This is a genomic window from Thermoactinomyces vulgaris (assembly GCF_003688725.1).
Lineage (GTDB): Bacteria > Bacillota > Bacilli > Thermoactinomycetales > Thermoactinomycetaceae > Thermoactinomyces > Thermoactinomyces vulgaris.
This window is the reverse complement of the sequence record NZ_REFP01000008.1, coordinates 129,453-154,563: the sequence shown is the minus strand read 5'-3', so window position 1 is coordinate 154,563 and position 25,111 is coordinate 129,453. Positions and strand designations below refer to the sequence as shown.

The window sequence follows — 25,111 nt, the reverse complement described above, 5'->3', positions numbered from 1 at the left end:
AGGACAGACTTTTTCCGCCTGTCCCGAAATCCTTAAAAACCACTCTTGTTTCGTGCTGTGAATTGTTTGATTTGAATAATCACCATGGCCATGACAAATCCCGCAAGCAAAGCCAAAATATGCGCAAACAAAAATGCATGGCCCAAAGCCAGGCTCAAAACAATCAACAAGATCATGGCTCTTCCGAATAAGGGATGAATGATGCCACGCAAAAGCAGATATAAGTAAACCCCCATCAAGCCAAAAACAGCTTCCGTCGCACCTGTATAAATCCCTTGGAAATCCATCCAGCAAATTCCCCAGTTGCCGATCATGCCGGTCACCAAAAAGAGAAGCAAAAAAACACTTCTTCCAAACAGCCATTCCAACTGCGGAGCCAACAAATAAATGGTAAAAGACACCATCAGCCATTGGAAAAGGTTCACATGCAAAAACAAAGAAAAAAGCAATCGCCAAAATTCCCCTTCTTCCACACGCCATTGCACAATGGCTCCAAACTGAACCCATTGCATCGGGTGATGCTGATGGCCCGATATCAAAAAAAAGAAAAACACGATGGCTTGAATGATTAAAATGCTGGTCACCACTGGAAACATACGCGGAAACTGATGCAAGGGGATGATGACGCGTCTATGGTTCAATGGCCTCCCCTCCGTTTTTTATAATCCGTGCCACGGCTTGTCCCATTTGGACTTTTGCACCCGGGACACAATGATTCATCCAGTCGATCTGATTGGGTTCAAACAACAGGATGACGGTGGATCCGAATTCAAACCAACCCAATTCCTCGCCTTTTTTAAAGGAAAAAGCCGGATCGTACGTTTGGAAAGATTCCTTTTTCGCCTTCTGGTTGGTGGCAATATTCCGGTCGTAGGAAACTTTGATGCTCCCCACGTTGGTTGCGCCAACTTTGACCATCGCCACTTTTCCGCAATCCATGGAATCAATGTAAGAAATCAAACGCTCATTTATAACAAAAATGCCTTTCATACAATTTACCACCATCGGATTCACCGGATACAATTCGCCGGGCAAATGAGTACAAGCGTGAATTTTGCCGTCCAACGGCATATGAAAGCGATGGTAATCGCTCGGACTCAGATAAATGGTCATAAAACGACCGCCAAAAAAAGACTTGACATATTTTTTCTGATGTCCCAGCAACTCTTCCAAAGAATAAGTGATTCCTTTGGCCTGAAACAACTTTCCTTCTGTTATCTCACCAACCTGCGAAATCGTACCATCCACGGGACTGATGATCAAATCATCTTCTCGGGCAACCGGCCGCATATCCGGCCGCAATTCCCGGATAAAAAAGGCAAGCAGATTTTCAAATTCGTGAACAGGCTTTTTTACAGGTGTGAGATCGACTCGAAAATACCGGATGTAGATGGGAATCAACCTGCGGCTCCACGGCTGCCGGGCAAGCTTCCCCATCCACCGGGATATGGTTCTTTTCGGAAGATATTTCAAAACCCATTGTAAATATCTCTGTTTCATGTGCGCCTCCTATGGGTTCATTCAATTTCAAACGAACAGGAAAAAAACGGTAAACATAATTGCTCCATAAGGGGACACCATAGTTAACGGGAGGTGAACGAATGATGAACAACAAAAACTTTGGACCGCAAGAATCCAAAACCAATGCACAACAAGTTCGTCAGCAAAATCAGCAATCCGCTCAACGTCAAACCGGTAAATATGGTACCGAGTTTGCTTCTCAAGCTGGTGCAGCTCAACAACAACAACAGCAACAACAAGCTCGCCAAGCTCAACGCCAAGGGCAACAAGCTGGTAAATTCGGAACTGAGTTTGCTTCCGAAACCAATGCACAACAAGTTCGTCAACAAAATCAGCAATCTCAAGCCAAAAAAGGCCAACAACAACAATAATTGGCCTCATCAGAAGATGAAATCCCATCTACCGGCGATGTAGATGGGATTTTCTTTCTTCTTGACATCACCCGTTTCAGGGTCGACCCATCCTTTTACCCAAAACGAACCGGAAAACGGAATTATCCGCCAGGCTCGCCGCCGGCTTCAGATCACTTTGCCATAAACTGCTCATAATAGGAAGTGATCAACCGCTCCGCAATCGGGCCGGCAGCCACTGCACCATATCCGCCTTCCGGTACAACGACAGCCACCGCAATTTCCGGATCGTCGGCCGGGGCAAAGGCAATAAACACGGAATTTTCCACACGGCCTCTGCCGGGAATGTCTTGTTCGGACGTACCCGTTTTTGCCGCAACGTCAAAGGGCAAATGGCCAAACAGTCCGCTGGCGGTTCCGCCGGACTTGGTCACTTTCACCATGCCGTTGACAACGGTTTGCCAATGTTCCGGCTTGATGTCCGTTTGGTTTAACACTTCCGGTTTGGTCTCTTTGGTTTCACGCGTATGGGGATTGACCACTTTTTCCACCAGTTGCGGCTTCATTCGTTTCCCCTTGTTCGCCAGCGTCGCCGCATATTGGGTCAACTGCATCGTGGTGTACCGTTGGGCTTGGCCAAAAGAAGAAAGAGCCATTGCGCCCAAACCTGAGAATTTCTCGGCGGTGACAAGATAATCTTCCGATCCATCCTGTTCTCCTTTTAAAGGAACCCCCGTTTTCACCCCCAAACCAAAGCGGTGCGTGAGTTCACGGAATTCGCGGACCGCCTCCGTCTTCTCTTTCCAATACCAACGGGTACCGAGCCAGGCCATAAACGTGTTGGAAGACTTTTGCAACGCTTTTTCCGGAGTTAACATCCCGTAATTGTGCCCGCCGGAATTCCGCACCGGGGGAGTGGCTTTCGCATAATAATATTTTCCCGGATCGGCCCAGTGTGTGTTCGGCGAAATCAATCCTTTCTCCAACCCCATCCAAACCATGAGCGGCTTAAAAGTGGATCCGGGCGGCAAAACGGACAGCGGATGTTTTTGCATCTCTTTTTCCGGGTTCGCCGCACCCCTTGCATCATAAGGAGCTTCGGTGATGGTTCCGTTTCTCATCACATAACTCAGATTTTGATAATCTTTTTGGGACACTTTTTGATTCCAAATCCCCGGATCATAGTCCGGATAACTGACCATCGCCCGGATTTTTCCGGTTTTGACTTCCATGGCGACGGCATAGGCATTTTTGGCATACGGTGCCCGGTCTTTTCCGGAAGTGGTGCGCAAGTGGCGCAAATGTTGCTCGATAAATGTTTCGGCATCCAGCTGCATTTTTTCATCCAGGGTCAAATACAAGTGATTTCCCGATTTCGGATAAACTTCTTTCAACACCTCAACCAGTTTTCCCCTGGAGTTCACCCGGACCAGCCGATAACCGTTTTTTCCCCGGAGCTCATCCTGATAGGTGTATTCCAATCCGTCAATTCCGACTTGCTCCCAGTCCAGGTAACCGCCTTGGTCCTTTTTTTCCGCCGCATCTTTATACCTGGAAAGCGAGGATTTTGCTCCGGCAAACGGACGGACATAGCCGATGGTTTGAACGGCAAATGTATCCGTCCGGTATTTGCGAAGCGGCTGGGAAAAAATATTCACGCCGGGAAAAAGATCAGGGTTTTCAGAGATTTTGACAATTTCCTTCTCACTCAATTGGTCTTTGATGCTCTTCGGGTAATAGGGGGGCTGTTTGCGCATCACGGTGTTTCCTTTTTCATCCAATCCGACATCCATGGCTTCAAGGACTTCGCTCACGGTCATCCCCAATGTGTTTGCCAGATTCTTTGCCGTCTGCAATTTTTGTTCTTTGCTGATATCCGGTTCAATATACATTGCGGCAAACAGCGATTGATTCCCGACAAGCTCCGTACCGTTCCGGTCAAAAATTTGCCCCCTTGAGGCAACGATCGGGATTTTTTTGAAGTTGTTTTGTTCGGCCAACAGTTGATATTTTTCTCCCGAGCCCAGCTGGATCCAACCCAATCGCAATATCACAGCGACAAAGAGCAGAACAACAATGAACCACAGGATGTGCAAACGCTGGGTAACCAGCCCTGCGCCCCCTGTTTTTTGCTTTGACTTCTTCATCGCCTTGATCAATCCTTTTTCAATATGGTGCTGTCGCTTTTGACCACGATAATAAGTTTAACATAAAATCACCGGAATCGATCTTTCTTTTCCAACCTTTCTTTGAATGGAAACCCGGCCTAATATCGGTAGATCTTGTGATAAAACCGCAGTACCTCGTAGGCATTCAACGCGCCGATCTCCTTGAGGTGATCGTGCTTTTCCGCCGATTGTGTGAGAATGTAACGGACTTGCTCCGGATTGAGATACGGATTGAGATGCAACAAGAGCGAAATGGTTCCGGTCACATGGGGAACCGCCATGGAAGTCCCGCTCATCTCCCGTTTGGAATGATTCAGCCAGGCAGACAGGATCCGGTCCCCCGGGGCGGCAATGTCCACTCCTTTGCTGATATTGCTAAACACCGACAATTCCCCGTTTTTCGAAATCGATGTCACCGCGATGGTTTCCGGATAGCGGGCCGGAAAATCAATCCGGGAAGACATTCCTTGATTCCCTGCCGCCGCAACCATCAAAATCCCTTTCCGGTGAGCAATCTGGATGGCATGGCGAAGGGATTCGCTGACTTTGTCCATGCCAAAGCTCATGTTGATGACATGCATTTTATTTTCGATGCACCAGTTGATCGCACTCAATAAGTCGGAAAGGTTGGCACTTCCTTTGCGGTTAAACGCCTTCACCCCGTAAATATGCGTCTCCGGGGCAACCCCCACAATCCCGGCCTCTGCCGTCCGTCCGGCAATAATCCCTGCGACATGCGTGCCGTGGCCGTTATAATCCCTCGGGGTATGGTAAGGAGAGAGAATATTGATCCCACCCCGGTAATTGTCACGGATCGCCGGATGATCATCCGCAATGCCCGTGTCGATCACAGCGACCCGTATCCCTCTTCCTTTACTCCATTTCCAAGCCTTGTGTGCCTTGATTCTTTCAATTCCCCAAGGCAAATTTTCCTGCTTGACAGGAGTGCTCAATGTTCCGACATAAGGTTCGGTGATCGTTATCCGGATGTCGCTTTCCCAGTACTCGATTCCTTCCAGTTTATGCGAGCGGGAAGGCCGGGTGTATTCCCCGATGATCATCCCCAAATGGGACAAGTAACGAATCGGCCGGACCCCTGAATATCTCATTCCCTTCAAACAACGGTCCAAAGAATGGCCGCTGCGGAGGTAAAAAATTTTCCGGATGCCTTGCGGCGGCCGCGCATTCCACTTCTCTGCCGAAGAAGGGAGCAGACCATTGGTGTATTCCATGATTTTCACTCCCCGGTTTCACTGATTCACAATTTTGTGAATATATTTCCATCGAATCCTTCTCCTGAAAGGCGGTGCGTACGACGATGGAAAAAAAGCCGGAAGATTCTCTTGATTATTGGAAAGAAATCCAAAACTGGTCCGGCTTGTTGTCCAAACGGATCAAACAATTCGATGACATCGTGAAAGCTATGCAATCGGTCAACTTGGCGGTGACAGATAAAGAAGTTTTAAAAGAACTCATCTCTGCCCTCGCAAAGTTGAACCAAGTCCAAACCAAACCCCAAAAAGAAAAAACCGTTTCCAAACAATCCGCTGAAAGCAGCGGCTCTGATGAATTTCTGGTTCAGCTCATGAACACTCCGGCCATCAGCAACGTGTTTAAAGAGGTCTTCAAAAACAAGCGAAAATGGTGAACGATGGCTTTTTCCGGTTGATTTAGTTGTATGAAACAGCCGTTCAAAGTCACACGTTATATACCTAAAAAACGAAAAAAGGGCAGAAGTCCAAAGACTTCTGCCCTTTATCCCGTGATTTCATTCACAACCGCATGGTTTGCGATTGATGTCATAAACCGAACATCCAAACATTTCAAAATCGATGTCCCGTCCCAACTCCCATACCTGCTGCCAAAATTCCGCCACACAAGCCAACGGTTCCAAGACGCCATCTTCATCCGCAAAGAAATAAGTGGTTTCATCTCCCGTCTCTTCATCCATAAACGTGATATATAAAACCCGGTAATGAACGGGACCAGCTTGTTCATCCACAATATCAAAGCTGGCTTCGTGGCTCAAATACACATCTTCCAGCTTCCGGTTCTCTTCCTCTTGCTTCGGTTCATCCATGCATTGGAAAGAAAACGTGCACCGGTTCCCTTCCTCATCATAATCAAAGCTTTCCAAGCGGCCGTAAACCCTGACTTCTTTTGCTTCAAGATCGATTTTCCCAAAAAGCGTTTTTTCCTGCTGATCGAGCATTTTATCCAAAAGCCGCTTCCAATCGGAAATCACCATTTCCCGGACGGATTCCTGGAAGTTGATATTGCAACCATGCGCAAATACCTTCATTTCATGGACTCCTTTTCCATTCAAGTCCCATTCATTATACCGAAAGCGCTTTGATCCTTTCAAGACGATGCCTGTTTTCTTTGCTTTTCCAAATTCCGAAGTTCGACCCGGCGGATTTTTCCGCTGGCTGTTTTGGGCAAGTGGCCGACAAACTCGATTTCCCGCGGATATTTGTAAGGAGCCGTTATCTTTTTGACATGATCTTGCAACTTTTGGATCAGCTCTTCGGATGGGGAAAATCCTTCTTTCAAAACCACAAACGCTTTGACAATCGACCCCCTCACTTCATGCGGACTGGCCACCACCGCACACTCTTTCACGGCAGGGTGCTTGACCAAGGCGTCCTCCACCTCAAAGGGGCCGATGGTGTATCCAGAGCTGATAATAATATCATCCGCCCGGCCTTCAAACCAGAAATATCCGTCTTCATCTTTTCTTGCCCGGTCTCCGGTCAGGTACCAATCACCAATAAATGCTTGCCGGGTTCTTTCCGGATCCTGATAATACCCTTTAAACAAAGCCGGTGAGGAACGATGAACCGCAATATGCCCCACTTCCCCTGCCGGGACTTCTTTTCCTTCGTCGTTGATAATGGCCACCTTGTTGCCGGGAGTCGGTTTGCCCATGGAACCTTGTTTGGTTTCCATATCTTTCATGGTGGCCACCAACAGTGTGTTTTCGGTCTGACCGTAACCGTCCCGCACCCGGATCCCGAAATGGGTTTGGAAGACCTGAATCACTTCCCGGTTTAAGGGTTCCCCGGCGCTGACTGCGCTTCTCAAGTACAACTGATAATCCTTTAAGTTGTCCAGTTTCGCCATCATGCGATACTCGGTGGGGGTACAGCAAAGCACATTGATTTTTTCATCCTGCAGGAGCTCCAGATACGTTTTGGCATCAAACGTCCCGTGATATACAAACGCCGTCGCCCCGGCTCCCAAAGTGGATACAAACGGGCTCCAAATCCATTTGGCCCATCCCGGGCTGGCAGTGGCCCAGACCACATCATCCGTCTGTATGTCCAGCCAGGCTTCGGTCGCCGTCTTTTGATGGGCAATCGCCCAACTGTGGTGATGGATCACACCTTTGGGATTGCCGGTGGTTCCCGATGTGTAAGACAAAAAGGCCATATCCTCTTCGGTGGTTTCCGGGAGTTCCGTTAAAGCGCTTCCATTTAAGGATAAAAGAGGTTTCCAGCCATCCCGTTCCTCTCCGTGAATCAGCCGGCTGTGCAATGATTGAGATTGTTTTTCCGCCTCTTCCACCCGTTCCGCAAGTGAAGCATGGGCAATCACCGCTTTCGCACCGGAATGGCGAAGCCGGTAGGCAATGTCGCTGGCCCTTAACATTTCCGATCCCGGAATCACCACCAATCCGGCTTTTAAGCACGCTATGTATGATAGGTAAGCCTCAGGGATTCGCGGCAATAAAATCATGACCCGGTCTCCCTTGTCCAGTCCGAGCTCCACCATCCCTTTGGCCAAACGATCTGATCTCTCTTTTAATTCAGAATAAGAAAACGAACGTCTTTTCCCCTCTGCGTTGACCCAGCGGATCGCTTCCTTGCCGCTTTGGGCATGGCGGTCAATATCTTGTGTCAAATTGTAAAGTTTCGCCATCCAAATCCCCTCCCAATCTCTCATAATTGCAACTATTGTTTATAAAATAAACCCTTTTCGCCAAAAAGTAGAGAATTTGAATAAAACAAATTATGAATAATGGAACATCCCGGATGGATGTATTTCTTTCCATTGAAAGTGGCGGCTTCCACAGCCGCCACCCAATGACCATGCTATTTCATTGTCCTGAATTAGAAGTTGCTTCCTCCAAGCTGTTGTTGAGCCATGGAAACCAGACGTTTCGTGATTTCTCCCCCGACAGAACCGTTTGCGCGGGAAGTGGTGTCAGCTCCCAATTGAACGCCAAACTCTTGAGCAATCTCATATTTCATTTGATCGATTGCTTGAGCAGCACCAGCCACCAGCAATTGATTAGAACTGCGAGTGCGATCTTGTTGTGCCATGTGTTTTTCACCTCCTTGGCTTTGTTGTCTATAGCTTGTGTCGGATCAAATCAGCCAATGCATAGGAAAATTTGGTATTCGAGCCGTTTTCCGTCATCAGTAGTTTTCTTGCATCATCACCGTTTTTTTGTAAACGGAAAATATGTTTTTCATTCTAAAATGCTTTTTTTATACATATCGTTATTATGCCTCCCATTTTATTTTTCACAGGAAGGGTGATTGGAGTGAAAGACTGCCGCGACCGCAATACGCCCGACCCGTACCGTTATCAACAGCGGGTTTGGTATCCGTACATCAGCCCTTTGGATCCCTGCCCTCCGCAAAGAGTCAAAACTTACGTCGTTGCACCCAACCAATTCCTTGGTTTTCAACCGCCCGGCCTCCCCCAATATCCGCCGCACAAAGCCCTGCGCCGCGGAACACTGTGGCCTATTTTATACAGCCCTTATCCTCCGAAAAAAACGCCAAGGGAGGAAAGATAATGGATACGTATCCGGATCACGCCAAACGCTTCCAAATGCTCAAGCAGTTACAGGAAGTGGATTTTGTGTTGACTGAATTGAACCTTTATTTGGATACCCATCCGGATGATCTGTCCGCCATTGACCAATACAACTGGTACGCCAAAGAACGCGACAAACTCCGCCGCCGATATGAAAAACAGTTCGGTCCCCTGATGCATTTCGGACACAGTTTTAACCAGTATCCCGACGGATGGAATGAAGGTCCCTGGCCTTGGGAAATATAAAGGGGGAAAGATTCGGTGTGGATTTATGAAAAAAAATTGCAATACCCGGTCCGGGTCAGCCAATGCAACCCGAGACTGGCCAAATTTCTGATTGAACAATACGGGGGCGCTGACGGGGAACTGGCCGCAGCCCTGCGCTACTTAAACCAGCGCTACACGTTGCCGGACAAGGTCAAAGCCCTTTTGACGGATATCGGCACGGAAGAATTTGCCCACTTGGAAATGATCGCCACCATGGTGTACAAATTGACCAAAGATGCAACGCCGGAACAGCTGAAAGAAGCGGGACTGGGCGCCCATTTTGCAGATCATGACAAAGCCCTGTTTTACCATAATGCCGCCGGTGTTCCATTTACGGCCACCTATATCCAGGCCAAAGGAGATCCCATTGCCGATCTGTATGAAGACATCGCCGCCGAAGAAAAGGCACGGGCCACATACCAATGGCTGATTGACATGTCCGATGACCCGGACATCAATGATGCGTTGAAATTCTTGCGTGAACGGGAAGTGGTGCATGCACAGCGTTTCCGTGAAGCGGTGGAAATCCTGAAAGAGTATCAGGGGCAGAAGAAGTATTTTTAAACGAGCGACGTCATCCCGTCTCAGATAAAAAAGCCGCCACCATTTCAAGGGGCGGTTTTTGTGTTTTGGCGCAAGGGACAGCCTCAGCCCCGATGGAAATAATCTACAAATCTTTTGAGTTCATTGTTTTTAAAATATTTTATATATTCTATAATAAAAACAACTTCTTGTTTCACATCGTTAAATCCGGCCAATAGGACTGTCACCTTGCGCCGGTTTGGTGATTGATCCATGAGATCCGTACGGAACATTACATTTTTACGGGAGGTTGTCTCCATTGAAAAACAAATTCAACATTCCATGGTTGTCCATATGGTTAAACCCCGGGGACACGGTCCAGCGGATTTTAAACAACAAGAAAATACCCGTTATGCTGATATTGCTGACCGGCCTTTCCATGAATCTGGACAATTCTTATTTCAACTCCACAGGGGATACCTTGAGCTTGTCCGCCATCTTGCTGATTGCAATCATCTTTAGTCCGGTGACCGGTTACCTGTTTGTCTGGATTTCCACCTATTTGTTTTCCATTACCGGACAATGGTTGGGAGGCACAGGATCAACCAAAGAAATCAAACCCGTCGTCGCATGGTCAGGGATCTTTTTTGCCGCTTCGCTGATCATCCGATTTTTGGAAATCCTGATCCTGGGAAACGAAATTTTTCAAACCGTTCAACCCACCGTGGAAAACAGTACATTTTTATCAATCTTATTTATTTTCCTCCATCTGCTTGATCTGGCCATCTTAATTTGGTGGGCCGTCTTTATGGCCGTTGCATTGGGAGAAATCCACTCTTTTTCCAAACTCAGGGGATTTTTCGCCATGCTCATTTCCCTGCTGTTGGTTGTATTGGTTAACCTTTTGATTGCCATAATTCTTATGATTTTTTAAACAGGGTGATCATCATGATCAAAAGATTCTGCATGACCTTGTTCAGGCTTGTTGTTTGTTTCGCTGTTCTTTTCATGTCGGCGGGAACATGCTATGCCGATCCATCGGGAGGTTTTGAGGTTCCCGAAGTGAATGAGGACTTTACCAAAGTCAAACCGAATCAAGGTGCGCAACAGAAAAAAGACGAAAACACCTGGCTGGGCGATTTTCTTATCTGGATCGGTGCCGCCAAGGATAAAAAAGACTTGGAGAAATTAAGCAAGCAGGCAAATGACGAATTTTTGGACGGCTTCTTCAAAAAATCAGTCGAAAGTTTGTTGGGATATGATCTATACACAGGCGATCCATTGCAAGGCGAAAGGAAAAAAGAGGCAGACCGGGCGTTAAGCAGCGTTGTCGACTGTATTCCGGTCATCTCCAACATCAAAAATTTGAAGGACCTCTTTACCGGAAAAGATTCCATCTCCGGGGACAAACTGAGCCCGGTCGATAAAGTGATCTCAGCCATCGGCATTGCTTCCGGCCCCGGCAAAAAAGCAGGGGTGATCCTGAAAGGAATATTTAATGGCGGAAAGAAATTATTAAAGAAATTTGGTGTCTATATTGATGATCTGGCTGAACGATTCGGATTCGGTCCCAAACTGCAGCCTGCCGGCGGACCCCCGGACATTCCCCGGAGACCTGAGGTGAATCGGATTGAAGGCACAAACGGGGGTGGAAAAAATCAGAAAAATCATCCTGTCAAAAGAACCCAAGAGGAATATGACGATTTAGCAAGAGACCCTTCTCATGGCGGACAAATTACAGAACAGGGGATTAAAGAAAGAGAAATAGGTTTAGCGCTTGAAAGTCAAGGAAAGCTGGGAAAAATCATTCGTGATCCACAGTCTGACGGGGGCGCAGAATTTATTGATACCACCACAGGTATAAAATGGGACATAAAAAGTTTTGTTTCCTATCCAAATGGTCACACTTCTCCAAGAAAGGGCGCTTTTACTGTTGAAAAAGCAATGAAAAAGATTAATGCGGAGTTTCGCAGAGGTCATAATGTAATTATTGATAAAAGAGATTTAATTCCTCAACATGTCAAAGAGTTAGAAGATGCAATTAAAAAGAATGGGGTTGAGGACCGAATCATATGGTATCCATAGAAAGAGGTTTTCAAAATGCAAGAAAAAATATTGAATTGTCTGGAAGCCCATAAAATATGGATTAAAACGATTGGCAAAAAAGGCGAAAAATTAAAATTGGACGCAATCGATTTTCGTGAAATGAATTTAATGGAATATCCCTTGGATCAATCTTTTTTAACAGATTGTGTATTTGATGGAATGAACTTAAAAAGTAAAGATTGGTTTGCATCACATCTGTGTTCCTCCACATTTCAATATACCAATTTGGCCCATGCTGATTTTACGAAAGCAAATTTATCTTATGTGAATTTCTCTCATGCTAATGCCAAAAATGCAAGGTTTGTTAAATGTGAGTGCTTTGAAACCATCTTTTACAAAACAGACCTGACACATGCCAAGTTAGTGAACAGTCTTTTTGTGGAGGCTGACTTTCGTGAGGCTACTTTGAAACATGTGGATGTAAGTGTCTCCGTTTTTGAAGATGTTTTGATTAAAGGGGCAAAATTAACAGACATCAGAGGTATTGATAATGCATATATAAAAAGCATTAATATCGGTACACCTGAAAATCCAATAATGCTTGAAGGCGATAAAGCCAAAGAATGGCTCATGAACCACGTGGTTTAATCAATCATAAGATCACGTGATTACGGCTCTTCCCGGAGGAGAGTTGGATGAATGATAAAAAACCCTCAGCATGATCCGGAAAAATTAAAAAACAATCTTTAATTGCCAATGAAGCACTTGCCTGCAAATACACAGGGCAAGTGCTTCTGATGATGATTTATACAAGACCCGATGGATCCCCGGTAAGCTTATTCCTTATCCCCCGAATAAACCGCATGGTTTTTGCCAAATATAAAAACCTCTTTTTCTTTGGTAAAACCGATTTTTTCCGCCACCCGGATGGAAGGAATATTTTTCGGATCGATGAGACAGATCAATTTATTGAAATGCAATTGATGAAAGCCATATGCTTTGCATGCTTTGGCCGCTTCCGTGGCAAATCCCCTGGACCAATACTTTTTATGGATATGATACCCGATTTCAATTTCCGTGCGGCCGTCCACGGTCTGGCGAACCAGTCCGCAATCACCAATGAGTTCATCTGTTTCTTTCAGGCACACCCCCCACAGTCCGAACCCGTCTTTCCGGTATCGTTCTTGATTTTTTTGGATCCATTGCCCGGTTTGTTCCCGGGTGAAAGGCGCCGGGTAAAACCGCATGGTCTCTTCATCGGAGAAGATGGCATGAAGACGGTCCAGATCCTCCTGTTTCAATTCCCTCAAGTACAATCTTTCTGTTTCCAGAATCATCCTTCATCCTCTCTTTGAAAGAAAGAATCTTATCAAAGTTCTTCCCTTTTTACGGCATGAAGAAAATGGATCGTTTCGCAGGCAGACAAATGATCATTCCGATTGCGAAAATACCGCTCCTGAATATCGACCGGCGATAAATGTTCAACGATCCGCAAGCCCGGTTTCTCCAACATGTTCTCCATTTCCGGCAATGAAAAGCAAGATTTCATCGGCTCTCCGGCAGCCGCGGCCATTTTCACCATGTTCTCCACCCGGTTGCAGAACCCTTTTTCTTCAAAAAGTCGTTCATCGGCAAAATCGAAAACAATGGAACTTCCCGCCGGAACGTTCGCAAACAAATGCCGGAGCAAATCGGCCAACTCCTCTTTGCTTAAATAATAAGAAACGCCCAGCAAACTGAAAAAGGTTTTTTGATCGCCAAAGCCTTTTTCATACAGTTTTTCGTAAGAAAACGGCTTTGTAAAATCACAAGCAATGAAATGAAGATGATCCGGTATTTCCAAACCCGCCTCCTGCAATCTTTGCAATTTAAACGTTTGGGTGAAAGGGTGATCCAATTCGAAGATTTCCAATCTGTTTTTCAGTTCCGGATACCGCTGGGCAAACGTGTCCATGCCTGCACCGAGAATGACATATTGCCTGACCCCTGATTCGATTTCCTTTTGCAATACCGCTTCGCAATAGTCCGCCCGTGCCAAAGGCGTTGGCGATAACTGAACTTGGGTGATCCATTTCAATATTTCATCCGGATTGTCCCGATGTTGCTCGGCCATTTCCGGGTTGAAAAACGAAATTCCTTGAACCATATGGGTTTTAATGGCATCATATTCTTCTTGTGTCATCAATTGTTTGGCGAGAAAATCGTCGAAAATCTTTGGTGTATCAAATTGGCTGTGATAAGCCCTGCCAAATGCGGAAATCAGCGCGGTTAAACTGGATTCCCCTTTTTTCACGTCCATACACCCCTTTAAAAAAAATGGGATCCCCCACGTCCGGGAATCCCATTATATATAATATAGAATTAATTTTAAATTATAGCACAAATTAATTTTTTTGTCAAGAGGTTTACTGCTTTCTTTTTCAATGTTCATCCGATTCCCTCTCTAAAATGAATCAAATCATCTTCACCAGCTTAAAAATTTATCTTCTTTTTTGCATGATCATTCTTCCTTATAAAGAGGCGTTCCTGTGAGAATTTTGGACAGGAACTGTATAAATCGAATGCATTTATCAAGAGATCGTCTGACACGATAATTCAAATCATTCCGTAAATTTCATAGAATAAAGTTAAGGTTTTATTTAGGTTGTTGAAAATCCACCTTCAAATCGCATTCCGTGCAAAAGAAACGATCCCGGATGGATTTTACAACATGATCAGGGAGGGATTCACATGCCTTGGTATCAAACCCGGTTAACCGAATTATTGCAAATCTCCCGCCCCATTATCCAGGCAGGAATGGCCGGCGGGATCACAAGTCCCCGGCTCGTTGCGGCGGTATCCAATGCCGGCGGTCTGGGATCACTGGGAGCGGGCTATATGTCTCCCGAAGACATCCGCCAAGCCATCCGGGAAATCCGGAAGCAAACCGACCGTCCGTTTGCCGTCAACTTGATGGTTCCCGCGCCTTATGAAACCAATGCGGAACAAGAACGCCTGATGAAAAATCATCTCAAGCGGTTTGAAGAAGCCGCCGGTGCCTCCGGCCAAGAAACCACAAGCCATGCCGCCATTTCCTTTGAAGAACAAATTCACGTCATTCTGGAAGAAAAGGTCCCTGTCGCATGCTTCACTTTTGGAATTCCGTCCCCCGCCGTCATCCAGGAACTGCATGCCCGTCACACGGTGGTCATCGGGACAGCCACTTCGGTGCGGGAAGCTGTCGAAGTGGAAAAGAGCGGGATGGATGCCGTCGTAGCCCAAGGAAGTGAAGCGGGAGGCCACCGGGGAACCTTTCTCTCCGCCGAATTTCCATATGTCGGAACGATGGCCCTGATCCCTCAAGTGGTGGATCATGTCCGGATTCCGGTCGTTGCCGCCGGCGGGGTCATGGACGGTCGCGGGGTTCTGGCCAGCCTGGCTCTGGGGGCGGACGGGGTTCAAATGGGCTCGGCCTTTTTACCCACCTTGGAAAGCAGCGCCCATGACAAACACAAAGAAGCCGTCCTGCAAAGCACCGATGAAAGCACCGTCATGACAACCGTCTTTTCCGGAAAGCCGGCACGAGCCATCCAAAACGAATTTATCCGGGAAATGGAGAACTATCCCCATCCCCTTCCCCCATACCCGGTCCAAAACGCCTTGACCAAGCACCTGCGCCAAGCAGCCTCCAAAAAAGGAAACAAGGACTACATGGCTTTGTGGGCCGGCCAAGCCGCTGCCCTCAGCCGTTTTGAACAGGTCGAAGAACTGATGCAAAGAATCATGACCCAAGTTGATCAATGTTTGTCGCAACTGGCCGGCGAGCATTAAGCCCATAACCGGGACAACTAATGAAAAGAGCTGAATCCGCAAGGGTTCAGCTCTTCTGCAGACACCATCCAAATTCAGTGTTTAAAAATAAAAGCAAGGAAAGAATTCGAAGTAATGGCTAAATGGACATGGAAATAAACTTGGTTTCCAGGAAGCTTTCCATCGCATAGCGACCTCCTTCACGGCCCAAGCCGCTTTCCTTCAACCCGCCGAAAGGTGCCTGGGTCTGGGTCGGGGTGCCGTCATTGACGCCGATGATGCCATATTCCAAGGCCTCCGCCACCCGGAAGCAGCGGCTGTTGTCCTTTGTATAGCAGTAGGCGGCCAATCCGTAGCGGGTGTCGTTTGCCATCTCCAACACGGCCTCTTCCTCTTTAAAGGGAATAATCGGCACGACGGGACCAAATGTTTCTTCATAAGTAATTTTCATATCCGGGGTGACATGGGTGATGACAGTCGGTTCCAGGAAAAATCCTTTGCTGTATTCCCCTTCTGTCAGCCTGTTTCCGCCAAAGATCACGCGGCCTCCTTTTTCTTTGGCATCACGGATGTGTTCCATCACCCCGTTTAATGCTTCTTCATCCACCAGCGGCCCGATCTCCACGCCTTTTTGGCGCCCGTCACCCACCTTGGTTTTTTTCAACCGTGCGACCAGTTTTTCCGTAAACGCATCAACCACGGACTCATGGACATACAAACGGTTGGTGCTAATGCACATTTGCCCGGAGTTGCGGAATTTGCTTTCAAAGAAACCGGCAACCGCCGCATCGAGATCGGCGTCTTCAAACACAATGAAGGGAGCGTGTCCGCCAAGCTCCATGCTGATCCGTTTCACCTGCTTGGCCGCACCTTCCATCAAATGCTTGCCGACGGCGGTCGAACCGGTGAAGGTGATCTTCGCCACTTTCCGGTTTTGCAACACTTCGTCGCCAAACTTTTCCGCCTTGGCCAGCACCAGATTGACCACGCCTTTGGGGAACCCGGCTTCTTCCATCAGCTCAAACAGCCGGACCGCGCTCAACGGGCTTTCCATCGCGGGTTTTAAAACGACGGTACACCCGGCGGCAAGTGCCGGGGCAATTTTTCTCGCCACCATGTTGACCGGGAAGTTCCAGGGAGTGATGGCGGCCACGACACCCACCGGCTGTTTGATGGCCATCAACCGTTTACTGCCGTCATAGGACGGGATGGTTTCCCCGTAAATCCGCTTGGCTTCCTCGGCATACCACAAGAAATTGTCCGCACTGCCCACGGCTTCAAATTTGGCTTCCCCGAAAGGCTTTCCCATCTCCGCCGACATCAGTTCGGCGAGCTCATTGCGGTGTTTCATCACCAGCTCGTACAATTTGGTGAGATATTTGGATCTTTGGCGTCCGGGCAACCGGGACCAGTCTCTGAACGCTTCATGCGCCGCATCAATGGCTTTTTTCGCATCCCGTTCATCCCCGTAACTGACCACTCCCACACATTCTCCCGTGGCCGGATTGAATACTTCCAGTGTTTCTCCGCTTTCTGCTTCCACCCATTCTCCCCGGATATACATTTTTTTGATCTCACTCATGGATTGGCCACCCTTTCTCCATTTGGATTTAAATCATTTTCAACGCTTCAAACGGATTTTTGCAGTTTTTGCAATATAAAATGCTCCGGCATGCGGCCGGCCCGAACAAGTTCTCCAGAGCGGTGTATGAAGAACCGCAATACGGACATTTCACTTCCCAGGTTTCCTTTTGCTCATCCTTGCGTGGCGGCGGCATGATGCCCATTTTTTTCAGCTTTTCCCTTCCCTCATCACTGATGCGGTCGGAGGACCACGCCGGTTCGAGCAAAAATTTCACCCGGACCTCCCGGACCCCTTCCACCGCGCCCAGTTTCTTTTCAATCGCTTTTTTCATGATGTCCAAAGCGGGGCAACCGGCAAAAGTGGGCAAAACATCCACGGACACCACATCATCCTCGACACGAACCTGATGGATCATGCCCATTTCCACCATGCTGACCGTCGGGATTTCCGGATCCTTCACTTCTTGCAGCAGTTCCAAAAAAATCTCTTCCTTCCCTGCCACCCAGATCCTCTCCTTTACCAACGGGCTGTGGGATCCAGCCGGTAAACTTCTGACAAAGTATTTAGTGCCGCGGCGAGATCCGGTGTGTGCTCCCCGGCCCGTCCGTTCCATCCGGGCGCTTTCAGCCCGCCGGCCGGAGGCAAGCCATAGTCCTCAAAATCTTTGTTCACTTGCTCCAACCACCGCTTCGTCAACGGCTCTTCTCCTTCAATCAATCCGTATCGGACCATGGCGGAAGCTTCAGGCCCCAACTGAAACAATCCGCCTGCATCCTCCCACGCCCTTTCCGTCGCCTCCTTCAGACGGGACCGGGCTTCCTCCGTACTGTCGGCCAATTGTTTCATCCACACCCGCCAGTGAAACAGATGGTAATGGTGTTCCGTCAGGATTTTACGCGCCGACTGCTTCAGCGGAAGGTAGGAAGCATGGGACAAAGATTCAAACCGGATTTGCTTGAACACACTGTAAAAATACGAACGCACAATGGCATAAGCCCAATCATAGCGGGGTTCTTCCAGATAAAGGCCGGGGCCGTTCACCCGCTCCACCAGGACGGCATTACGGAAGTCTTCCGGCTTGCGGAGTTGTGCCAGATCATCGGCTCTTCCGGCCCCCAATGCTTCCAACATTTCATAAAAGAGCACGGCATGTCCCATCATGTCTTGTGAAATGGAGGAAAAAGCGACATCTTCTTCAATATGGGGGGCAAGTCCCAGCCATTCCGATCCCCGGAAAGCCATAATGAAATCATCATCGGCGATTTGAAGCAGCAAGTCCTTCAAAGCCGATAAATATTCCGGATTCTGCTTGGCTTGCTCTGCCGATTCGACACGGAAATTGCTCACATGCTGACCCTCCTTTTACTTTCCCGAAGCATTTTTCTTCTCGTACCGCTCTTTGTGCCGGCGCCATTTCGATTGCAAATCGCCGTACCCTTTCGTTTCCCGGTAACTCTTGTTGTCCAGCTTTTCCAAGTACCGGCGCTGTTCCGGAGGCAAAACCCAGATATCGTCCCGTTTGACCACCCACAAATTGACGCACGGTTCACGCCGGAGGAAGTTTTCACGCGCCATGGACATGGCCACCTCGTGATTCGGGGCCAGCAAGCTGAACTGGTGGACAAAATGGGCATTCGGGCTTTTTTGGCTGAAAACTTCAAACACGAAAAAGTCTTTCTTTTCCTTGTCCCCGATTGTCATACGCTTCCCCCCCGAACCGCGTTTCGTTGCTTGGCGAGCAGGGCATCACGCACCCATTTTCCTTCTTCATAAGAAACTTTTCTCAATCTCAGCCGCTCTTTGGATCGGGGCCCGTTTCCTTTGATGATCTGTTTGAATTCATTCCAGTCCGGTTGCCGGTAATGCCAACGTCCTTCTTTTTCGTCGTAATGAATGGTTTCATCCGGCAAGGTCAACCCGAGATGGAAAATCCGCGGAACATACTTGTGGAAAAACTCCTGCCTCAACTCTTCATTGGTTTTGGAACGGATTTTATACCGGAGGTTCAGGCGTTGGTTGCTGGAAATCCCCCCGTCTTCCGGCGGCCCGAAGAACATGAGCAGTGCCGGCCACCAGCGGTTGACCGCTTCCTGCAACATCCGGCGCTGTCGGGGGGTTCCTTCCGCCAGGCTCAACACGATGCTTTCGCCGTGTTGCATGTGAAATTTTTCTTCGGCACAAATCCGTTGCAGCGCCCGGGCATAAGGCGCATACGAGGTGCTAAGCGACATCGTTTGCGTGATGATCGCCGCCCCGTCCACCAACCATCCGATCACGCCGGCATCAGCCCAGGTCGGTGCCTCCATGTGGAATACATTATGAAATTTTAATTTTCCGACAAATAAGTCGTTCATCAGGTCTTCCCGGGTTTTTCCAATCGGGGCCAGCAAATCTTCCGCCACCCTCAGCAACAATTGTCCGTGCCCCATCTCATCCTGAACTTTGGCCATGATCGCCAGCTTGCGCCGTAACGTTGGTGCTTTGGGAACCCATTCTTTCTCCGGCAACGCCCCCATGACTTCGCTGATCCCGTGCATCGCGATCAATTTAATCAACTGCCGGCGGTAATCATCCGGCATCCAGTCATCCGCTTCAATTTTTTCGCCGCGCTCAATCCGGGCAAGAAATTCTTGCCGTTTTTCGTCATCGGGATGCCCGTTGCCATGTTCCTGATCTTCCAACAGTCTCCGGTCATAGATATGCATCCACATCACAACCTTTTTATATAACGTTTGTTTAACGATATATTAACATATTGTAACATGTTTTTCAATGCACAAAATTCATTAATATATTTATTGTCAGAATAAATTAACACAAAAAAAGAAGGGAGAATCTCCCCCTCTTTGTTTAGCGTCCACTCTTGGATTCTACTCCGGAGCACTTTTGAAAACACTCAGGAAAAACCGGACCGCACCGGGATGCAACAGCTCATAATAATGGCGGAATATCCGGTCCGCCTCCCGTCCCGTCCAAAAATCGGGCAACAACTCTTCCGGCAGGCTCGGATCAATAAACAAAAATTTGCGATATTCGTGCACCAGTTTGGTTTTCTCCACAAAGCATTTTGCATCCGATATGTCTTCCTGGTTTTTCACTTGTTCTTTCAATCTTTCATATTGCGGTTGATAGTGGCTGATGAATTCTTCGTAGGCCTTGTTGATTTCATCCAGATTCCAGCATTTTTCCACCAACTGCTTATCCGTGCTGACGCCGAGATGTTCGGACCGGAAGACTTCAATATATTCGCTGGCATCATAAGATTCGGCAATTTCTTTGACCCGGTCGGCCAAGTCATTCGGGCTGATCCACACGCTGTTGGCCAGCATGCCAAAGCCCATCCAAGACAATTCTTTTCGCAATTGATCCCGTTTGGCCCTCTGCTTTTCCGGAATGTTGTAATGAATGATGCACCATTTTCCGTCCCACCGGCCCGGGGATTGCTTATAAATCCGGGCACTGGCTTCATTCATCCGCTTTTTTCCGCGGGGCGTCAAAGAGTAGTAGGAGCGGTTGCCGACTTTGCGCGCTTTCAGCCATCCCTGGCTGGCAATGCGGGATATGGCGACGCGCACGGCTTGTTCGGACATGCCGAATTGCCCCAATAACCGGGTCAAACTGCCCACCCAGATTTCCCCGCCAAAATGGCGGACATATTCGCCATATATCGTAAAAATCATCGATTGAGGCTTCAATCTCTTTCAACTCCATTCAACCGTTGCCTGTTTTTCTCCATCTCAAACCTATTCGCCTATTATAACAAAAAAATATTTCAAATGTTGAACGGAGTTTGTCAACTTTCTTCTGTGACTGTTATCGGGCTCTTGGTTATAACCTTTCTATTATCGTGGCAATGCCCTGTCCGACCCCGATGCACATCGTCGCCAACCCGTAGCGCACACCCCTCCGCTCCATTTCATACAGCAAGGTGGTCAGAATGCGTGCCCCGCTGCATCCCAAGGGATGGCCGATGGCAATGGCTCCCCCGTTGACATTCACCCGGGCGGGATTCATCCCCAACTCGCGGATGCAGGCCAGGGATTGGGCGGCAAACGCTTCATTCAATTCGATCAAATCGATCTCATCGATGGTGAGACCGGCCTGTTTCAACGCTTTTTTCGTGGCCGGGACCGGCCCGGTTCCCATGACGGACGGATCCACACCGGCCACAGCCGAAGCCACCACACGGGCCCTTGGCTTCAAGCCGAGCTTCACGGCCGTTTCCATTTCCATCAGCAACAAGGCGGCGGCCCCGTCATTGATGCCGGAAGAATTGCCGGCCGTGACCGTCCCGCCTTGGCGGAAAACCGGTTTCAACCGGGACAACTGTTCAAGGGTCGTATCCGGACGGGGATGCTCATCCTCGGCAAAAAGGGTGACCTGCCCTTTATGCCCGGGGATTTCCACCGGGACAATCTCGCTTTTGAACTTGCCTTCCTCCCGGGCTTTGGCGTATTTTCGCTGGCTTTCCAACGCAAAGCGGTCCTGTTCTTCCCGGCTGATGCCGTATTGTTCCGCCACATTTTCCGCGGTTTCCCCCATGCTGTACGGATAATACATTTCGGCAAGCTTTTCATTCACAAACCGCCAACCGAGCGTGGTGTCATACAGTTTTTGCTCTCCGCGCGCAAAACCCTTTTCGGGTTTTGGCATCACATACGGAGCCCTTGTCATGCTTTCCGTTCCGCCGGCAACATAAACTTCTCCGCGCCCCGCTTCAATGGCATTGGCACACTGATTCACCGCTTCCAGTCCCGAGCCGCACAAACGGTTTACCGTCACTCCCGGCACCGTCACCGGAAGGCCCGCCAGCAACAAAGACATTCTCGCCACATTCCGGTTGTCTTCACCGGCTTGATTGGCACACCCCAAGATCACGTCGTCAATCCGTTCCAAAGGGATGTCGTTTCGTTCCATCAGATAGCGGATCACCACGGCTCCCAAGTCATCGGGACGGACCTCTTTCAATGCGCCGCCGTATCTTCCGATGGCTGTCCGTACGGCATCCACGATCACCGGAATTCTCATCGTTCGTCCCCCCTTGTCGATGGCCGGGCCGCTTCCCCGGAATAAGTATAAAATCCCTCGCCGCTTCGGACGCCAAGCATCCCGGCCAGCACCATTTTCCGGAGCAAGGGAGCCGGCCGGTACCGTTCTTCCGCCAAATCCCGATGCAGTCCGCGAATCACCGCGTAAACCTCGTCCAAGCCGATTTGGTCAGCCCATTCCAGCGGTCCGTATGGATAATTCGTCCCTTTTTTCATGGCAATATCGATGTCTTTGGGGGTTGCGGTCCCCTCCATCACGGCAAAAACGGCTTCATTGATGATGAGTGACAAAACCCTCGGAAAGACCAGTCCGGTCTCATCTTGCACCACAGCGGTATTTTTGCCCAGCGACTGAAAAAACGCCTCCGCCCGTTTCAACGTTTCCATAGATGTCCTGAGACCGGGAGCCAGCTCCAGCAATTTCCGTTCCGACAACGGACGGAAGGTGCCAAAACCGCAAACTCTTTCCGGATTCCGGGTCCACGACGCCACTTCGGTGGCCGACACTCCCAATGAAGTCGTGAGAATGGGAACATCCGGCGGAAGCTCCCGGTCCAGCTTTTGGATCACGGCTTTTTTCAATTCCAAGTCGAGATTGGAAACTTCAACGGCGAGCCCAATCTTCTGTGCATCGTTTTCAACGGTTTTTTCTGTCACCACTTCATAATTCTTGTCCGTAAAAAGTTCCTTCAATTCAGGAAGCAGCACACTCTCGCCCGTCAGCAAAACGGTGTTACTTGTCGTAGTCATAATATCCCTCACCTGACTTCCGGCCGATGGTTCCCGCCTGAACCATCTTTTGTTGAATGCGGCTCGGCTGAAACCGGCGTTCATGGAAAAAACCGGAGTAAACCGACTCGGTCACCGCAAAATTCACATCGATGCCGATCAGATCCTGGAGTTCAAACGGCCCCATTTTAAATCCGCCGGCTTCGGTGAGAATGCGGTCGATTTGCTCGACGCCGGCCACCCGGTCTTCCAAGATGCGGAGCGCTTCATTGTAGTAAGGCCGGGCCACGCGATTGACGATGAATCCCGGCGTATCATTGGCATACACCGGCACTTTTCCCAGATTTTGCGCAAATTCATAAACAAACTTTGCCTGCTTTTCGCCCGATTTCTTCCCCCGGACCACTTCCACCAGCGGCATGACAGGAGCCGGATTGAAAAAGTGCATCCCCAGAATCCGCTCCGGGTTCCTCAGGCCGCCGGCAATTTCGGTAATGGAAAGCGAAGAAGTATTTGTCAAAAGCAAGGCATCGGGCCGGCAAATTTCACTTAACGACCGGAAAATTGATTTTTTCAGGTCCATCCGTTCCGAGACCGCTTCGATCACAATGTCCGAGTCCGCCAACTTCTTCAGGTCTTGTACAAATTGGACGGACCGGAAAACCGACGCTTTTCCCTCTTCGCTGATTCGTCCTTTCTTGACGTCTCTCGATAAAACCGATTGAAAATAAGCTTTGGCTTTTTCCAGCATCGTCGGATCCACATCCAGCAATAAGACCCGGTGCCCTTTTTTGGCGCAAACCAGGGCAATCCCCGATCCCATCGTGCCTGCCCCGACGACGCCAATCTGATATCCGGTCACAAACTCCCCTCCTTGTCCGGTTTTGGTTTCCCTTCCATTCCTCTTCCGCCGATGCTTCAGCCTGCAGTTGCATTGTTCCGGTTGTCCACCACCCGGATCGCTTTCCCCTCACTGCGCGGGATGGTGTGCGGTTTGCAAACCTTCAACAAGATGGAAACCCCCAGCGTGCTTTTCATGGCATGCCCGATCTCTTTGGACAGCTTTTCCATTTCCGGACTGTTTTCTATATCCCCGCCCTGCTCCATAAATTCCGGGGTGACTTCGCAGTGCACTTCAATCCGGTCCAACGCCCCTTCCCGTTCCACCACCGCCTGATAATGGGGTGCCAGTTGCGGAAAACTCAAAAGCACCGATTCGATCTCGGTCGGAAAAACATTGACACCGCGGATGATCAGCATGTCATCCACGCGCCCTTTGATCCGCGACATCCGGAGGGTTGTGCGTCCGCATTTGCATTTTTCCGGATGAAGGGATGCAATGTCGCCCGTCCGGTAGCGGATCACCGGAAACGCTTCTTTGGTCAACGAAGTGAAGACCAACTCTCCTTCAGCACCATCGGGAAGCACTTCCCCGGTTTCAGGGTCAATCACCTCCGCCAGAAAATGGTCTTCCGCAATGTGGAGTCCGTCCTGCGCTTCGTGGCATTCAATCGCCACACCCGGCCCCATCACTTCGCTCAATCCGTAAATGTCCACTGCTTTGATGCAGAGCTTTTCTTCCAACTGCCGGCGCATTTCCTCTGACCATGGCTCCGCCCCAAAAATGCCGTATTCCAGGCTGGTTTCCCGGGGATCCATTCCCCGCCTTTCCATTTCTTCCACGAGGTTCAGGATATAAGAAGGCGTTCCGGAAATGCCGCGGGGTTTGAAATCTTCAATCAGCGTAACCTGACGGGGCGTGTTCCCTCCCGAAACCGGAACGGCCGTCATACCGAGGTATTCCATTCCATAGTGCAATCCGAGGCCACCGGTGAATAAACCATATCCATATGCATTATGAAAAATATCACCCGGACGGCCGCCGGCACAGCAAATCGCCCTGGCGACAATCTCTGCCCAATTTTCGATATCCTTTCTCGTATAACCGACCACCGTCGGCTTTCCTTTGGTTCCGGAAGAGCCGTGAATGCGAATCACTTTGCTGAGATCCACCGCAAAAAGTTTAAACGGATAGTTTTCGCGCAAGTCTGTCTTTTTCATGAACGGCAAACGCCGGATGTCTTCCAAGCACCGGATGTCTTCCGGTTTCACCCCGGCACGGTCGAAATTTTCCCGGTGGAAAGGAACGTTATCATAGCAACGCTTTACCGTTTCTTTCAGACGAGCCAGCTGAAGTTTTTGCATGTCCTCCCGTGATGCGGTTTCCATCGCTTGATTGAATATCACCAGAATGTCCCT

At 49.0% G+C, this 25,111-nt stretch carries 28 protein-coding genes; 9 read left to right on the top strand and 19 right to left on the bottom strand.

Annotation, left to right across the window (positions count from 1 at the left end; translation table 11 throughout):
- Positions 1-32 precede the first annotated feature (32 nt).
- Complete coding sequence (locus ATH33_RS05090) at positions 33-641, bottom strand: rhomboid family intramembrane serine protease (protein ID WP_037996792.1); 609 nt, start codon at positions 639-641, stop codon at positions 33-35.
- Entirely contained in the window at positions 631-1,500 is an 870-nt protein-coding gene (gene asd, locus ATH33_RS05085; RefSeq protein ID WP_062843108.1) for an archaetidylserine decarboxylase, read from the bottom strand. Before asd ends, ATH33_RS05090 begins: the two co-directional genes overlap by 11 nt.
- Positions 1,501-1,601: 101 nt before the next feature.
- On the opposite strand from asd, the gene ATH33_RS05080 reads away from it, so the two are divergent.
- A complete protein-coding gene (locus tag ATH33_RS05080) occupies positions 1,602-1,892 on the top strand; it encodes a gamma-type small acid-soluble spore protein (RefSeq protein WP_082813516.1) in 291 nt (96 codons plus the stop codon).
- A 152-nt stretch (positions 1,893-2,044) separates the two neighbouring features.
- Here ATH33_RS05080 and ATH33_RS05075 read toward each other — a convergent pair whose 3' ends face one another.
- Positions 2,045-4,018: a peptidoglycan D,D-transpeptidase FtsI family protein gene (locus ATH33_RS05075; protein ID WP_037995514.1), complete on the bottom strand. Its 1,974-nt coding sequence runs from the start codon at positions 4,016-4,018 to the stop codon at positions 2,045-2,047.
- Positions 4,019-4,137: 119 nt separating this feature from the next.
- Positions 4,138-5,271: a S8 family peptidase gene (locus ATH33_RS05070; protein WP_121874174.1), complete on the bottom strand. Its 1,134-nt coding sequence runs from the start codon at positions 5,269-5,271 to the stop codon at positions 4,138-4,140.
- An 86-nt stretch (positions 5,272-5,357) separates the two neighbouring features.
- On the opposite strand from ATH33_RS05070, the gene ATH33_RS05065 reads away from it, so the two are divergent.
- Positions 5,358-5,687 (top strand): hypothetical protein, encoded by a 330-nt coding sequence (locus tag ATH33_RS05065; RefSeq protein WP_037995515.1) that lies wholly within the window; start codon positions 5,358-5,360, stop codon positions 5,685-5,687.
- A 120-nt stretch (positions 5,688-5,807) separates the two neighbouring features.
- On the opposite strand, the gene ATH33_RS05060 is transcribed toward ATH33_RS05065, so the two are convergent.
- From ATH33_RS05060 to ATH33_RS05050, 3 genes are all read right to left on the bottom strand, one after another.
- Positions 5,808-6,341, bottom strand: coding sequence for a hypothetical protein (locus ATH33_RS05060; protein ID WP_121874173.1), 534 nt, complete (start codon positions 6,339-6,341; stop codon positions 5,808-5,810).
- A 59-nt stretch (positions 6,342-6,400) separates the two neighbouring features.
- Positions 6,401-7,960, bottom strand: a complete 1,560-nt coding sequence (locus tag ATH33_RS05055) for an acetate--CoA ligase (RefSeq protein WP_232335454.1) — start codon at positions 7,958-7,960, stop codon at positions 6,401-6,403.
- Positions 7,961-8,151: 191 nt separating this feature from the next.
- Positions 8,152-8,364 carry an alpha/beta-type small acid-soluble spore protein gene (locus tag ATH33_RS05050; protein ID WP_037995524.1) on the bottom strand — a complete coding sequence of 71 codons (213 nt, stop codon included), beginning with the start codon at positions 8,362-8,364 and terminating at the stop codon, positions 8,152-8,154.
- Between the two features lie 224 nt (positions 8,365-8,588).
- On the opposite strand from ATH33_RS05050, the gene ATH33_RS05045 reads away from it, so the two are divergent.
- The 6 genes from ATH33_RS05045 (at position 8,589) to ATH33_RS05020 (ending at position 12,349) form a co-directional block, all read left to right on the top strand.
- A complete protein-coding gene (locus ATH33_RS05045; protein WP_049720427.1) occupies positions 8,589-8,846 on the top strand; it encodes a spore coat associated protein CotJA in 258 nt (85 codons plus the stop codon).
- Complete coding sequence (locus tag ATH33_RS05040; RefSeq protein ID WP_037995529.1) at positions 8,846-9,112, top strand: spore coat protein CotJB; 267 nt, start codon at positions 8,846-8,848, stop codon at positions 9,110-9,112. Before ATH33_RS05045 ends, ATH33_RS05040 begins: the two co-directional genes overlap by 1 nt.
- Positions 9,113-9,127: 15 nt before the next feature.
- On the top strand, positions 9,128-9,697 hold the full coding sequence (locus ATH33_RS05035) for a manganese catalase family protein (protein ID WP_037995530.1): 570 nt from the start codon (positions 9,128-9,130) through the stop codon (positions 9,695-9,697).
- Positions 9,698-9,974: 277 nt separating this feature from the next.
- On the top strand, positions 9,975-10,589 hold the full coding sequence (locus ATH33_RS05030) for a YIP1 family protein (RefSeq protein ID WP_037995533.1): 615 nt from the start codon (positions 9,975-9,977) through the stop codon (positions 10,587-10,589).
- A gap of 14 nt (positions 10,590-10,603) precedes the next feature.
- On the top strand, positions 10,604-11,740 hold the full coding sequence (locus ATH33_RS05025) for a pre-toxin TG domain-containing protein (RefSeq protein WP_121874171.1): 1,137 nt from the start codon (positions 10,604-10,606) through the stop codon (positions 11,738-11,740).
- Positions 11,741-11,755: 15 nt separating this feature from the next.
- Positions 11,756-12,349, top strand: a complete 594-nt coding sequence (locus ATH33_RS05020; protein WP_121874170.1) for a pentapeptide repeat-containing protein — start codon at positions 11,756-11,758, stop codon at positions 12,347-12,349.
- 188 nt (positions 12,350-12,537) lie between these two features.
- Here ATH33_RS05020 and ATH33_RS05015 read toward each other — a convergent pair whose 3' ends face one another.
- A complete protein-coding gene (locus ATH33_RS05015) occupies positions 12,538-13,038 on the bottom strand; it encodes a GNAT family N-acetyltransferase (protein ID WP_121874169.1) in 501 nt (166 codons plus the stop codon).
- Between the two features lie 32 nt (positions 13,039-13,070).
- On the bottom strand, positions 13,071-14,000 hold the full coding sequence (locus ATH33_RS05010) for a class I SAM-dependent methyltransferase (protein ID WP_181729123.1): 930 nt from the start codon (positions 13,998-14,000) through the stop codon (positions 13,071-13,073).
- A 431-nt stretch (positions 14,001-14,431) separates the two neighbouring features.
- On the opposite strand from ATH33_RS05010, the gene ATH33_RS05005 reads away from it, so the two are divergent.
- The gene (locus tag ATH33_RS05005) at positions 14,432-15,511 is read left to right on the top strand and encodes an NAD(P)H-dependent flavin oxidoreductase (protein ID WP_049720431.1); all 1,080 of its coding nucleotides are present in this window, start codon (positions 14,432-14,434) and stop codon (positions 15,509-15,511) included.
- Positions 15,512-15,629: 118 nt separating this feature from the next.
- On the opposite strand, the gene ATH33_RS05000 is transcribed toward ATH33_RS05005, so the two are convergent.
- From ATH33_RS05000 to paaK, 10 genes are all read right to left on the bottom strand, one after another.
- Positions 15,630-17,072, bottom strand: coding sequence for an NAD-dependent succinate-semialdehyde dehydrogenase (locus tag ATH33_RS05000; RefSeq protein WP_037995544.1), 1,443 nt, complete (start codon positions 17,070-17,072; stop codon positions 15,630-15,632).
- Between the two features lie 28 nt (positions 17,073-17,100).
- Entirely contained in the window at positions 17,101-17,577 is a 477-nt protein-coding gene (gene paaD, locus ATH33_RS04995; protein WP_231564599.1) for a 1,2-phenylacetyl-CoA epoxidase subunit PaaD, read from the bottom strand.
- Between the two features lie 14 nt (positions 17,578-17,591).
- Positions 17,592-18,422: a 1,2-phenylacetyl-CoA epoxidase subunit PaaC gene (gene paaC, locus ATH33_RS04990; protein ID WP_037995547.1), complete on the bottom strand. Its 831-nt coding sequence runs from the start codon at positions 18,420-18,422 to the stop codon at positions 17,592-17,594.
- Positions 18,423-18,437: 15 nt separating this feature from the next.
- Positions 18,438-18,776, bottom strand: coding sequence for a 1,2-phenylacetyl-CoA epoxidase subunit PaaB (gene paaB / locus ATH33_RS04985; RefSeq protein WP_037995548.1), 339 nt, complete (start codon positions 18,774-18,776; stop codon positions 18,438-18,440).
- The gene (gene paaA, locus ATH33_RS04980; protein ID WP_052186692.1) at positions 18,773-19,780 is read right to left on the bottom strand and encodes a 1,2-phenylacetyl-CoA epoxidase subunit PaaA; all 1,008 of its coding nucleotides are present in this window, start codon (positions 19,778-19,780) and stop codon (positions 18,773-18,775) included. Before paaA ends, paaB begins: the two co-directional genes overlap by 4 nt.
- Before the next feature lie 165 nt (positions 19,781-19,945).
- Positions 19,946-20,770: a phenylacetic acid degradation operon negative regulatory protein PaaX gene (gene paaX / locus ATH33_RS04975; RefSeq protein WP_037995551.1), complete on the bottom strand. Its 825-nt coding sequence runs from the start codon at positions 20,768-20,770 to the stop codon at positions 19,946-19,948.
- Positions 20,771-20,903: 133 nt separating this feature from the next.
- On the bottom strand, positions 20,904-22,103 hold the full coding sequence (gene pcaF / locus ATH33_RS04970) for a 3-oxoadipyl-CoA thiolase (protein WP_037995553.1): 1,200 nt from the start codon (positions 22,101-22,103) through the stop codon (positions 20,904-20,906).
- Positions 22,100-22,873 carry a 3-hydroxyacyl-CoA dehydrogenase family protein gene (locus ATH33_RS04965; protein WP_037995555.1) on the bottom strand — a complete coding sequence of 258 codons (774 nt, stop codon included), beginning with the start codon at positions 22,871-22,873 and terminating at the stop codon, positions 22,100-22,102. The genes pcaF and ATH33_RS04965 overlap by 4 nt, the downstream gene beginning before the upstream one ends.
- Positions 22,857-23,714 carry a 3-hydroxyacyl-CoA dehydrogenase NAD-binding domain-containing protein gene (locus tag ATH33_RS04960; RefSeq protein WP_049720438.1) on the bottom strand — a complete coding sequence of 286 codons (858 nt, stop codon included), beginning with the start codon at positions 23,712-23,714 and terminating at the stop codon, positions 22,857-22,859. The genes ATH33_RS04965 and ATH33_RS04960 overlap by 17 nt, the downstream gene beginning before the upstream one ends.
- Positions 23,715-23,770: 56 nt before the next feature.
- The gene (gene paaK, locus ATH33_RS04955) at positions 23,771-25,099 is read right to left on the bottom strand and encodes a phenylacetate--CoA ligase PaaK (protein ID WP_037995560.1); all 1,329 of its coding nucleotides are present in this window, start codon (positions 25,097-25,099) and stop codon (positions 23,771-23,773) included.
- Positions 25,100-25,111 lie beyond the last annotated feature (12 nt).

Excerpts from the sequence above, each read along its gene's own strand:
- ATH33_RS05015 (WP_121874169.1), bottom strand. The coding sequence starts at position 13,038 with ATGATTCTGGAAACAGAAAGATTGTACTTGAGGGAATTGAAACAGGAG.
- ATH33_RS05000 (WP_037995544.1), bottom strand. The coding sequence starts at position 17,072 with ATGAGTGAGATCAAAAAAATGTATATCCGGGGAGAATGGGTGGAAGCA.
- ATH33_RS04965 (WP_037995555.1), bottom strand. The coding sequence starts at position 22,873 with ATGACTACGACAAGTAACACCGTTTTGCTGACGGGCGAGAGTGTGCTG.
- ATH33_RS05010 (WP_181729123.1), bottom strand. The coding sequence starts at position 14,000 with ATGGACGTGAAAAAAGGGGAATCCAGTTTAACCGCGCTGATTTCCGCA.
- ATH33_RS05070 (WP_121874174.1), bottom strand. The coding sequence starts at position 5,271 with ATGGAATACACCAATGGTCTGCTCCCTTCTTCGGCAGAGAAGTGGAAT.
- ATH33_RS05075 (WP_037995514.1), bottom strand. The coding sequence starts at position 4,018 with ATGAAGAAGTCAAAGCAAAAAACAGGGGGCGCAGGGCTGGTTACCCAG.
- ATH33_RS05020 (WP_121874170.1), top strand. The coding sequence starts at position 11,756 with ATGCAAGAAAAAATATTGAATTGTCTGGAAGCCCATAAAATATGGATT.
- paaA (WP_052186692.1), bottom strand. The coding sequence starts at position 19,780 with ATGCATATCTATGACCGGAGACTGTTGGAAGATCAGGAACATGGCAAC.
- ATH33_RS05055 (WP_232335454.1), bottom strand. The coding sequence starts at position 7,960 with ATGGCGAAACTTTACAATTTGACACAAGATATTGACCGCCATGCCCAA.
- ATH33_RS05040 (WP_037995529.1), top strand. The coding sequence starts at position 8,846 with ATGGATACGTATCCGGATCACGCCAAACGCTTCCAAATGCTCAAGCAG.
- paaB (WP_037995548.1), bottom strand. The coding sequence starts at position 18,776 with ATGACAATCGGGGACAAGGAAAAGAAAGACTTTTTCGTGTTTGAAGTT.
- ATH33_RS05025 (WP_121874171.1), top strand. The coding sequence starts at position 10,604 with ATGATCAAAAGATTCTGCATGACCTTGTTCAGGCTTGTTGTTTGTTTC.
- asd (WP_062843108.1), bottom strand. The coding sequence starts at position 1,500 with ATGAAACAGAGATATTTACAATGGGTTTTGAAATATCTTCCGAAAAGA.
- ATH33_RS05080 (WP_082813516.1), top strand. The coding sequence starts at position 1,602 with ATGATGAACAACAAAAACTTTGGACCGCAAGAATCCAAAACCAATGCA.
- ATH33_RS05060 (WP_121874173.1), bottom strand. The coding sequence starts at position 6,341 with ATGAAGGTATTTGCGCATGGTTGCAATATCAACTTCCAGGAATCCGTC.
- ATH33_RS05005 (WP_049720431.1), top strand. The coding sequence starts at position 14,432 with ATGCCTTGGTATCAAACCCGGTTAACCGAATTATTGCAAATCTCCCGC.
- pcaF (WP_037995553.1), bottom strand. The coding sequence starts at position 22,103 with ATGAGAATTCCGGTGATCGTGGATGCCGTACGGACAGCCATCGGAAGA.
- ATH33_RS05065 (WP_037995515.1), top strand. The coding sequence starts at position 5,358 with ATGGAAAAAAAGCCGGAAGATTCTCTTGATTATTGGAAAGAAATCCAA.
- ATH33_RS05050 (WP_037995524.1), bottom strand. The coding sequence starts at position 8,364 with ATGGCACAACAAGATCGCACTCGCAGTTCTAATCAATTGCTGGTGGCT.